Below are 10698 nucleotides of genomic sequence, written 5' to 3'. Positions count from 1 at the left end.
ATACTTGTATGCAAAACGCTCATCCGCCCAACGTATCATCCGATGCCCAAATGCGACAGTTACACCAATATATACGGCAGCCAACCCATGTGTGAATGTTGCTACCGCACCGTTTTTCAAGTCGATGACCGTAGCCGCAATCAAAATCAGGTCAACGATCGGAGTAGCGATCAGCAGCCATGCCCCGGTCTTTTTCCGCTTCAACAGATATCTTGCGCTTAAACCGGCCAAAACTAAAACCCAAAATGCAATCTCACAGCCTATAATCAGTGCCAAGATCATACAGCGCGTCCTCTCCTCACATTTCTTTTTAACACAATCGTGCTAAAAACAATATAACACACTTGTATTAAATAAAACAAGAACATGCTATAATATGTACATGCCTAAAATTGTGGACCATGAACATCAAAAAGAAAAAGTCGCCGAAGCGGCATGGAGGGTCATTCGCAAATACGGAATCGAGCAGGCCTCGGTCAGAAAAGTCGCCGAAGAAGCCGGGGTTTCCCCGGGTTCCATGCGCCATTACTTCACTACCCAATCCGAATTATATGCATATTCCATGCGGCTAGTCTCGGAAAGAGTCAAGGAACGGGCTCATCACATTCACCCGAAGGGGAACCTAAAGGAGGACATCCTGGAATACCTGAGACAGGTTTTGCCGCTTAATGAGGAAACGAGACTCGAAATGGAGGTGTGGTTTGCTTTTGTGGCAAAGTCTATGTCCGACTCCTCATTAAAAGCACTCCGTAATCAAGTCGATGATGATCTTAGACAGTTATTCCGAATGTTAGTGGAGGCATTGATAAACACAGGTTTGGTTAGCGCTGATCTGGATCATGATCTGGAGGCTGAACGCTTCTATGCCCTGATCGACGGTTTGGCGATCCATGCGGTCCTCCGGCCTGAAGTATTGACTTCGGAAAAAGTAGAGTTCGTCATGAAGCATCATTTAAGCTCGTTATGCCGTTCTTGAAAACCATCCATTCGCAACAAGCGTACAAAAAAAGGAACAGCCTCCTCGGAGGTTGTTCCTTTTTGCAATACCCTATTCGATCGCCGTATTCCGCATATGAGGGAAGAGCAGTACATCGCGGATCGACGGCGCATCGGTCAACAGCATGACCAGACGGTCGATCCCGATCCCGAGTCCACCTGTCGGCGGCATCCCGTATTCCAACGCTCGAATGAAGTCGTCGTCCATTTCATGAGCTTCATCATTACCGTGTTCGCGCTCCAGAAGCTGAGCCTCGAACCGCTGACGCTGATCGATCGGATCGTTCAACTCGGAGAAGGCATTCGCATGCTCACGGGCAACGATAAACAGCTCGAAGCGGTCGGTGAAGCGAGGATCCGCCTCGTTCTTTTTAGCGAGTGGCGAAATTTCCACCGGATGTCCGTAAACAAAGGTCGGCTGAATCAGCGTCTCCTCGACAAACTGTTCGAAGAACGCATTCAGAATATGTCCGAACGTCATATGCGGCTCAACAGGAACCTTATGTTCCTTAGCCAGACGATGGGCTTCTTCATTGCTCATTTGCACGCCAAAGTCAACGCCGGTGACTTCCTTCACCGCATCCACCATGGAAACGCGGCGCCATTGCGGAGTCAGGTCGACCGTATGTCCTTGATATTGGATCACCTGAGTGCCCAGGACTTCCTTGGCGATGTGAGCGATCATATTTTCGGTCAGAGACATGATATCCTTGTAATCCGCATAAGCTTCGTAGAGCTCGATCATGGTGAATTCCGGATTATGGCGTGTGGAAACGCCCTCGTTCCGGTAAACCCGGCCGATTTCATACACTTTTTCCAGACCGCCCACGATGAGCCGCTTCAAGTGAAGCTCGATCGCGATCCGCATGTAAAGCTCCATGTCCAAAGCGTTATGATGCGTAATGAACGGACGGGCCGCGGCTCCTCCGGCAATGCTGTGCAACGTCGGTGTTTCTACTTCCAGATAACCGAGGGAATCCAGATAACGGCGCATGGATTGAATAATCCGGGAACGCTTGATAAAGGTTTGCTGTACCTCGGGATTCACGATCAAATCGACATAACGCTGGCGGTAACGCAATTCTACGTCTTTCAGGCCGTGATACTTGTCAGGAAGCGGATATAGCGATTTGGACAATACGACCAGGGATTCGGCTTTGATGGTGGTTTCACCGGTTTTTGTCTTGAACACTTCCCCGGTTACGCCGATAATGTCTCCCAGATCCAGTACGCTAAAAGCGGCGTAATCCGTCTCCGGCACGCTGTCCTGACGCACGTAAATCTGGATTTTGCCCGAAAGATCCTGAATATGCGCAAAGCTGGCCTTGCCCATGACCCTTTTAGCCATAATCCGGCCGGCGATGGACACCTTCACTTGCTTCTCATCCAGTTCTTCCTTGGTCAAACCGTCGTATTTCTCCAGAATTTCACCCGCCGTGGCGGTACGCTCATACTTGTGGCCGAACGGATCGATTCCGAGACCGCGCAGCTCGTCCAATTTATCCCGGCGGACCTGCAGCAGTTCGCTAAGTTCGACAACTTCCTGGTTGTTTTGTTCCTCGCTCAATTTGTTCCACTCCTTACAGCTTTTTTTAAAAAATGAATTAAAAACAGTGAAAGAAGCCTCCGCTGGGGAAGCTTCTTGAGACGCTAATTCAGCATTACTTCTTGATATCGACGATTTTATATTGAATGACGCCGGCAGGTACCGCCACATCTACAATGGCGCCTTTCTTCTTACCGAGAATCGCTTTGCCGACAGGGCTTTCGTTCGAAATTTTGTTTTGCAACGGATCGGATTCCGCCGTACCAACAATCGCGTATTCCATCGTATCGCCAAATTCCAAATCTTCAACCGTTACGGTAGATCCGATGCTCACCGTATCCGTATCGATTTCGTCATTGTTGATGATACGGGCGTTGCGCAGCATTTTTTCAAGAGTAATAATCCGGCCCTCGATAAAAGCCTGCTCATTCTTCGCATCTTCATATTCCGAGTTTTCGCTGATATCCCCGTAACCGATCGCAGTCTTGATCCGCTCGGCAACTTCACGACGTCTTACGGACTTCAAATTCTCGAGTTCTTCTTCCAGTCTTTTCAGACCGTCCTGTGTAAGAATGACTTCTTTATCGCTCATCTCAACCGATTCTCCTGTCATGGAAATAATATTCGCATCACGCATTATAGAGAATATCATATGCAATCTCATGGAGGTCAGACCATCCATGTTGTGGAAGTTATCTCCTGAGGCGAATTTATACTGTGAAATTATAGGTTAACGAATCTGAAATGTCAATGACGCCCGATTCTTCAAATGAAAACGCTTCAATTCCGAAAGCCCGAACGAAGAAGATCCTTCCTCCGAATGCAATGCTCTTTATGCGGACTCGGCTTCATCCTGATCGCTTCCATACAATCCGCCGACAAAATCTTGGAGAATCCGCACCATTTCGTCGCGCTTCGTTTCTTCCATAATTACATCCTTAATCCGGGACGAGCCCTTCAGGCCTTTCAGGTACCAAGCCATATGCTTGCGCATTTCGCGGACGGCGACGCTCTCGCCTTTCAAAGCCGCCAAACGGTCCATATGCAAAATCGCGATCCGGATTTTCTCTTCCGGCTCGGGCTCCGGCAGCAGCACGCCAGATTTCAAATATTCGACGGTACGGTAAAGCATCCATGGATTGCCCAGCGCGCCGCGTCCGATCATCACGCCGTCGCAGCCGGTTTCTTCCAGCATCCGCTTGGCGTCTTCCGGCGTGGCAACGTCTCCGTTGCCGATGACCGGAATCGATACGGTCTCTTTAACCTGCTTAATGTAACTCCAATCCGCTTTGCCGGTATAGAGCTGCTCCCGGGTACGGCCATGGACGCTGACGGCTTTGCCTCCCGCCGCTTCAACGGCTTTGGCGTTGTCCAGCACATAGATATGCTCGTCGTCCCAGCCGATCCGCATTTTAACCGTCACCGGTTTGCTTACGGCTTCAACGACTGCGGAAACCATCTCGTAAATTTTGTTCGGATCGAGCAGCCAGCGGGCGCCGGCGTCGCATTTTGTCACTTTAGGCACGGGGCAACCCATATTAATGTCGATAATATCCGCGTTCGTCTCCTGATCGACCACTTTGGCCGCCTCTACCAGCGAAGCGCGGTCTCCGCCGAAAATTTGCAGACTGAGCGGTTTCTCCCGTTCATCCACGAACAGCATTTCCCTCGTCCGTTTGTTGCCGTGAAGGATGGCTTTATCGCTGACCATCTCCGCACAGACCAGCCCGGTTCCAAACTCCTTCGCGATGAGCCGGAATGCCGGATTGCACACCCCCGCCATCGGAGCGAGCACGACCTGGTTTTTCATTTCGATATCGCCGATCTTCAGCATGTCGGTATCCCTCCCCAGTATGTTGTCCAAAAATTATTCGTTATGCATCAATTCCGTCAAACTCACGCCAAGAACATCCGCAATTTTAATTAAAATTTGATCTTCTGCACGGCGGTTTCCCCGCTCGATCGCTCCCAAGACAGCCAGCGAGATCCCCGACTGTTCGGCAAGCTGCTGCTGCGTAAATCCCTTCAGTTTTCGGAAGGCGCGGATTCGCTGGGCCAGTTGCCTGATTTCCAAAACCGAACTCCATCCTTTCCGTCTATGTGGTCAAGGGCGTTTTGAACCCGTTCGTACAACCCCGTGGAGTCTTCCTCCGGAATAATATCCTGCAGCGGGACCAGCACGAAAGCACGCTCCATCATCCTCGGGTGGGGCAGTGTCAAAAGAGGCGTATCCATGTTCCGTCCTTCCATCCACAACAGATCCAGATCCACGGTTCGCGGACCCCAACGGATCATCCGCTCCCGTCCGAGCGACTGTTCGATATCGAGCATTGCCTTAAGCAGCGTCTCCGGGTCCAGCTTCGTCCGCAAAGCCGCCGCCATATTTACAAAATTGGGTTGATCGACCACGCCTACCGGGTCGGTCTCATATAAACGGGAACAACGCAGCACCGTAATGTCAGGATGGCCGTCCAGCATGGCCAGAGCCTTCATCAGGGTGGCCTCGCGATCCCCCAAGTTGGCCCCTAATGCAATATAAGCCTCTGAGCTTTCAGAGGAGGATTGTTTGGTCATGTTCAAACTCACTTTCCGCTTCGAGTTCGGCGGATTTCCACCGTGACGCCTTCAAAATGGATATCAAAAGGCGGATGCGGCTTCGTCACGCCGACCGTCAACGCATCTACCATAGTATAAGTGTCCAAAACCGAGGATGCAATATGCTCAGCAAGCGCCTCGATCAATTTGAAGCTTCTTTGCTCGACAACCCCTTTCACCAGTTCGTGGATTTCGGCATAATTTACCGTCGAGGAAAGGTCGTCGCTTTCTCCCGCCTTCCGTAAATCCATTTCGAGCGTCAAGTCCACATAGAAACGCTGCCCTAATTTCCGCTCTTCGTCGAATACACCATGGTATCCGTAATATTCCATCCGCCGGATGATCATTTTATCCATCATTTATACTCCTTCGCCAGCGTATTCAGGCATTTATAATCGCATCGCACATTAATGCGGTTTGTTTGATTTCTTTCACGTCATGCACTCTGACGATTTGGCACCCTTGGGCAATGCCGAGCGCAACGGTCGCCGCGGTACCAAATACGACCTGATCCGCCGTTTCCACGTTCAAAGCGGTACGGACGAATTTTTTTCGGGAGGTCCCGAGCAGCATCGGATACCCGAGCTCCATCAGACGGTCCAGTTCCCTCATCACCCGAAGATTCTCTTGATAGTCTTTGGCAAAACCGATACCCGGGTCCAAAATGATCTGTTCTTCCCGCACTCCGGCCTCTTTGGCGATGCGCACACTATCCATCAGGTCGTCAGCCACATCCTGCAGCAAGTCGGTATAATTCCGATCGTTGCGGTTATGCATCAAAATCGCCGGGCAGCCGAACTCGGCAGCCACCGCAGCCATGTGCGGGTCGCCCTTGAAGCCCCAAATATCATTGATGATATGCGCTCCCGCCTTAAGCGATTCACGAGCCACCTTCGCTTTATACGTATCCACGGAAATCGGAATATGCGGCACCTCGCGATGAAGAGCTTCAACTACCGGAATCACCCGTTCAAGCTCTTCCTCCTCGCTCACGGGTACATGCCCCGGTCTTGTCGACTCCCCGCCGAGATCGATCAGATCGGCACCGTCCTCGACCATCTGCAGCGCATGCCGCACCGCACGATCCGGATCGTTATATTTTCCTCCATCCGAAAAAGAATCCGGCGTCACATTCAAAATGCCCATGACGAGCGTGCGCTCCCCCAGCTTCAGCACCGTCTCGCCGCATAAATAACTTCGCTCAAACCGTTTAATCTGCACATCCGTTCCCCACGCTTTCTCTATAAAAATGAAGCAGCCGCTTCGTGACCGGTCCGATTTGACCGCCGCCGATCCGAAACGTTCTTCCCGTATCAGGCTCCAACAGCAAAGTGACAGGAACAAGCTCTTGAATCGAATTGGTCAAAAAGATCTCCTCAGCCTGGACAAGCTTGTCCCACGCGTAACGTCCTTCTTCCACGTCCAGCCCCAGTCTGGTCGCATGCTCCAACACGGCCCCACGGGTAATGCCCGGGAGGATGCCCGTTCCGATTTCGGGTGTATATAGTTTGCCGTCCATCGCAAAAAATATATTGCTGGCGATCCCCTCCGCCAGATCCCCCTCTTTCGTCAACATAAGTCCTTCGGGAGGAGCGAAAGACAAGGAAGCCCCGGGCGCGGATGCTTGCTGCCGTTCGTATTGGGCCAGTTCGCGGCGCGCCAACAAATTGTTCATATAATGAAGCGACTTCAGCCGGACTTCGCTTTCCGGCGTGTTCCGCACGGTACGAAGCCGGAACAGCTTTTTTCCGTGCACATATACCGCCGGATCCGTCTCGGGCAATGCCTTTACATACATAATGACCGCAGGCTTCGCATATTCCCCTGCAAACAATCCCAAGGGGCCTTCGCCCGCCGATACCGTCAGACGGATATAGCCGTCGTTCAACCCATTTAATTTAAGCAGCTCCGCGACTTCCGCACGGACTCGGGATGCATCCGCTTCATAGGAAATGCCGAGGACCCGGCATCCTTCGCTCAGCCGATTCAAATGCCGCTCCAGTAAACAGGGGACCCCCTCGTACGTCCGGAAGGTCTCAAACAGGCCCATCCCGTACATAAAGCCGTGATCCATAACGGAAATCACGGCTTCGGCGTCCGGGGTGGGCATTCCGTTCACCCCAATATAATTCATACGTTGGCTTCCGCCTTCCGGCTAAGGAAGTTGCGGAGCATTTGATGCCCATGGTCGGTAATGATCGACTCGGGATGGAACTGAACGCCCTCCACCGCATACTCTTTGTGGCGCAACCCCATAATTTCGCCTTCCTCCGTCTCCGCGGTAATTTCCAGACAGTCCGGAAGGCTGTCCCGGTCCACGATCAGGGAGTGATAGCGAGTGGCCGTAAAGGGCGACGGCAAGCCGGCGAAGACGGACTCCCCGTGATGATGAATCGGCGACGTCTTTCCGTGCATCAGCCGTTCGGCCCGAACCACTTGTCCGCCAAACGCCTGGCCGATCGCCTGATGACCCAGACAGACGCCGAAGATCGGAATCCGGCCCTTGAACCGTTCGATCACATCCAGCGTAATTCCGGCCTCATTCGGTGTGCAAGGTCCCGGAGACAGCAAAATATGGTCCGGCCCCAGTTCTTCGATCCCGTTCAAATCAATTTCGTCATTGCGCCGAACCGTAACCTCTTCCCCCAGTTCTCCCAAATACTGAACCAGGTTGTACGTAAACGAATCGTAATTGTCGATGACCAGTATCATTTCTTCATCCCCTGTCCTTCGCCCGAAGAGGCGTGATTTTCGCTATGCCGCAGCGCGACCGCCACGGCCTTGGCTTTGTTTTTGCACTCTTTGTACTCGCGGTAAGGCACGGAGTCGATCACGATTCCCGCTCCCGCCTGTAGATATCCGATGCCGTCCATGACGACCAGCGTACGTATAATAATATTTAATTCCATATTCCCGTTGTAGTCAATCCATCCCATGGACCCGGTGTATGGGCCGCGGGTGACCGGCTCGAGCTCTTCAATGATCTCCATGGTCCGTATTTTTGGGGCACCGGTTATCGTTCCCCCCGGAAATACGGCAGCGATCGCATCGAAGGCATTCTTATCGGAAGGTAGTTTCCCCTCCACCTCAGAAACCAGATGCATCACGTGCGAATAACGCTCGATGCAGAGCAGCTCGCTGACGCGCACCGTTCCGTATTCGGCAACACGCCCCAAATCGTTGCGCAACAGATCGACGAGCATAATATGCTCGGCCCGTTCCTTTTCATTGCCGGACAGCTCCGCCGCCATCAGCGCGTCTTCCTCGTCCGTCAGGCCACGCCGGCGGGTTCCGGCGATCGGGCGGCTGCTGATCCGGCCCTGCTCCAGCTTGACGAGCAGCTCCGGCGAAGCCGAAACAAGCTGAAAATCGGGGAATCTCAGCAAACCCATATACGGGGAGGGATTAACGTTACGCAAATGCTCATAGACCACCTCCGGTGAAGCTTGGACGCGAAAAGCTTGTCTAAGCGATAAATTCACCTGAAAGACGTCTCCCGCCCCGATGTATTCCTGAATACGGCGGACCGCCGCTTCAAACTCCTCCTGGGACATCGATGTAGACACCGGCTCCAGCAAGCCTTCGTCATTGCCCTCCTGCGGCAACGGGGGAGCCTTCTTCACGAACGGCTCCGCCGCAAACTCCACGTTCGATGTGCTCATCCGCTCCCATTGCTCAATCATCTCAAAGGCTCTATTTTCCGCAGCAACATAGGCTTCCGGCACTGCCGGCAAATTGGGGGTGCGACGATATACGATGGCATACAGCGTTTCCTCCGCCTGATCCCATACCCAAATTTCCTCGAACCGCATCCAAACGTAATCGTCGAGTTTAAGGTCGTCGGCAGCTTCCTGCGGTAACCGTTCAAGCGATCGGGCAATGTCGTACCCAAGGAAGCCGACGGCTCCGCCGCTGAATTTCGGAAGAATCGGTACGCAAGGCGAACAAAACGGCTTCATCCATTCCTGAAGCAGCTCCAGAGGTTTTCCTGCCCTCTCCATCGCCTCCGTGCTATGCCCGGTTTCCCGTTGAGTCCCAAAGTTCTGTATGACCGCCTTGCTCCCTTTTCCGCGAATGACGGATACCGGGTTCAAACCGAGAAAGGTATACCGGCCCCCTTTGCCGCTTTCCAATACGAACGAATATGGCTCGGCCTCCTGCCAGGCTCTCAACCAGTGCATGGGAAGGCTGCCTTTGGGGCGGTATTGAACCGCGCACGGCAGGAGAGTCCACTTTCCCTCCATGCTCCATGCTTCCCACTGCGCCTGCGTTATTAACGATTCCATCCGCCGCCTATCCTCCACGTTCCACTTAATCTTGATGCTTATTGCTAGCTAGTATACTAAATGCCGTCCCTTTTGAAAATACAAGAAGCCCCCGGGGCTGCCCAAATAGAACAGCCAAGGGGGCGTATCGGTCAAATCACCCGATTAAGCTTCGAAATTGTACAGCGGCGTGCTCAGGTAACGTTCGCCGTTGCTTGGAACGATCGCGACAACGCGTTTGCCTTTGCCCAGTTTCTTGGCCACTTGCAAAGCGGCAAATACGGCTGCACCGGAGGAAATGCCGGACAGAATGCCTTCTTCCTTCGCTACGGTACGCGCTTGTTCGAAGGCGTCATCATTTTCGACATGGATAATTTCATCATAGATTTCACGGTTCAAAATCTCAGGGATAAAGTTGGCGCCGAGCCCTTGAATTTTGTGAGGACCTGGCTTACCGCCCGACAGAATCGGCGAAGCCGCCGGTTCAACCGCGAAAATTTTAATGTCAGGGAAACGTTTTCTGAGCACTTCACCCGCACCGGAAATCGTACCGCCTGTACCGATCCCCGCCACGAATGCATCCAGCTTGCCGTCCAACGATTCGATCGCTTCCACGATTTCCGGTCCTGTTGTTTCGCGATGAATTTTCACGTTGGCTTGGTTTCTGAACTGATCCGCAAGGAAGTAGTCCGGATTCGCCGCCAAAATTTCTTCGGCTTTCTTCACCGCACCGTTCATCCCTTCCGATCCCGGAGTCAGTACCAGTTCGGCACCATAAGCGCGTAGCAGGTTGCGGCGCTCCAAGCTCATCGTTTCAGGCATCACGATAACCGCTTTATACCCTTTAGCCGCGGCAACAAGCGCAAGTCCGATCCCCGTATTGCCGCTGGTCGCTTCGATAATCGTGCCGCCCGGTTTCAGCTTGCCCGCTTTCTCCGCCTCTTCCACGATGCTGATGGCAATCCGGTCTTTTACGCTGGATCCCGGGTTTTGATACTCCAGCTTGACATAAATTTCCGCACTGTCTTCAGGAACAATCCGGTTCAAGCGAACGAGCGGCGTATCCCCGATCAAATCTGTTACGTTGTTTACGATTCTTGCCATGTCAAAGCCCTCCTTTAGTACACAAACAATATCGATGCTTTATTTCCGAGTAATCAAGTTGGTTTTCCTACTATTATCTTAACAACACCCATCAGAGTTGTCAATAAAGTCATTAAAAAATACCTTGCCTCCCAAAACCTTTCCCGGAAAGCAAGGTATTTATGCAGGCTGGACGACCTCGTCCGCCTTTCG

The 10698-nt window shown here is 52.4% G+C and carries 13 protein-coding genes (1 of these 13 cut by a window edge); 1 reads left to right on the top strand and 12 read right to left on the bottom strand.

The annotated features are described in order from the left end of the window. Positions 1-282: the 5' portion of a hypothetical protein gene (locus ACSFXJ_RS00390; protein WP_435923288.1), read on the bottom strand. 261 nt of this gene lie to the left of the window's left edge; 282 of the gene's 543 nt are visible here — the first part of the coding sequence; the start codon lies at positions 280-282; the stop codon falls past the left edge of the window. 94 nt (positions 283-376) lie between these two features. Between ACSFXJ_RS00390 and ACSFXJ_RS00385 the strand changes: the two genes are divergently transcribed. Next, on the top strand, positions 377-976 hold the full coding sequence (locus ACSFXJ_RS00385; protein WP_435923287.1) for a TetR/AcrR family transcriptional regulator: 600 nt from the start codon (positions 377-379) through the stop codon (positions 974-976). Positions 977-1048: 72 nt separating this feature from the next. On the opposite strand, the gene lysS is transcribed toward ACSFXJ_RS00385, so the two are convergent. From lysS to cysK, 11 genes are all read right to left on the bottom strand, one after another. Continuing rightward, positions 1049-2563: a lysine--tRNA ligase gene (gene lysS, locus ACSFXJ_RS00380; protein WP_435923286.1), complete on the bottom strand. Its 1515-nt coding sequence runs from the start codon at positions 2561-2563 to the stop codon at positions 1049-1051. 94 nt (positions 2564-2657) lie between these two features. Next, complete coding sequence (gene greA, locus ACSFXJ_RS00375; protein ID WP_435923285.1) at positions 2658-3134, bottom strand: transcription elongation factor GreA; 477 nt, start codon at positions 3132-3134, stop codon at positions 2658-2660. Positions 3135-3374: 240 nt separating this feature from the next. Continuing rightward, a complete protein-coding gene (dusB, locus tag ACSFXJ_RS00370) occupies positions 3375-4376 on the bottom strand; it encodes a tRNA dihydrouridine synthase DusB (RefSeq protein WP_435923284.1) in 1002 nt (333 codons plus the stop codon). 33 nt (positions 4377-4409) lie between these two features. Beyond that, a complete protein-coding gene (locus ACSFXJ_RS00365; protein WP_435923283.1) occupies positions 4410-4616 on the bottom strand; it encodes a helix-turn-helix domain-containing protein in 207 nt (68 codons plus the stop codon). Then, positions 4568-5116, bottom strand: coding sequence for a 2-amino-4-hydroxy-6-hydroxymethyldihydropteridine diphosphokinase (gene folK / locus ACSFXJ_RS00360; RefSeq protein ID WP_435923282.1), 549 nt, complete (start codon positions 5114-5116; stop codon positions 4568-4570). The genes ACSFXJ_RS00365 and folK overlap by 49 nt, the downstream gene beginning before the upstream one ends. A gap of 8 nt (positions 5117-5124) precedes the next feature. Beyond that, positions 5125-5493 (bottom strand): dihydroneopterin aldolase, encoded by a 369-nt coding sequence (gene folB / locus ACSFXJ_RS00355; protein ID WP_435925644.1) that lies wholly within the window; start codon positions 5491-5493, stop codon positions 5125-5127. 25 nt (positions 5494-5518) lie between these two features. Then, positions 5519-6358: a dihydropteroate synthase gene (gene folP, locus ACSFXJ_RS00350; RefSeq protein WP_435923281.1), complete on the bottom strand. Its 840-nt coding sequence runs from the start codon at positions 6356-6358 to the stop codon at positions 5519-5521. Further along, positions 6348-7271, bottom strand: a complete 924-nt coding sequence (locus tag ACSFXJ_RS00345; RefSeq protein WP_435923280.1) for an aminotransferase class IV — start codon at positions 7269-7271, stop codon at positions 6348-6350. The genes folP and ACSFXJ_RS00345 overlap by 11 nt, the downstream gene beginning before the upstream one ends. After that, complete coding sequence (gene pabA / locus ACSFXJ_RS00340) at positions 7268-7849, bottom strand: aminodeoxychorismate/anthranilate synthase component II (RefSeq protein ID WP_435923279.1); 582 nt, start codon at positions 7847-7849, stop codon at positions 7268-7270. Before pabA ends, ACSFXJ_RS00345 begins: the two co-directional genes overlap by 4 nt. Next, on the bottom strand, positions 7846-9423 hold the full coding sequence (locus ACSFXJ_RS00335; RefSeq protein WP_435923278.1) for an anthranilate synthase component I family protein: 1578 nt from the start codon (positions 9421-9423) through the stop codon (positions 7846-7848). The genes pabA and ACSFXJ_RS00335 overlap by 4 nt, the downstream gene beginning before the upstream one ends. A 144-nt stretch (positions 9424-9567) precedes the next feature. Then, on the bottom strand, positions 9568-10506 hold the full coding sequence (gene cysK, locus ACSFXJ_RS00330) for a cysteine synthase A (protein WP_435923277.1): 939 nt from the start codon (positions 10504-10506) through the stop codon (positions 9568-9570). Positions 10507-10698: the final 192 nt, after the last annotated feature.

It is taken from the genome of Paenibacillus salivarius (assembly GCF_051307165.1).
Classification (GTDB): Bacteria; Bacillota; Bacilli; order Paenibacillales; family Paenibacillaceae; genus Fontibacillus.
Note: the sequence above shows the minus strand (reverse complement) of the source record. Positions and strands in the feature narration are given on the sequence as shown.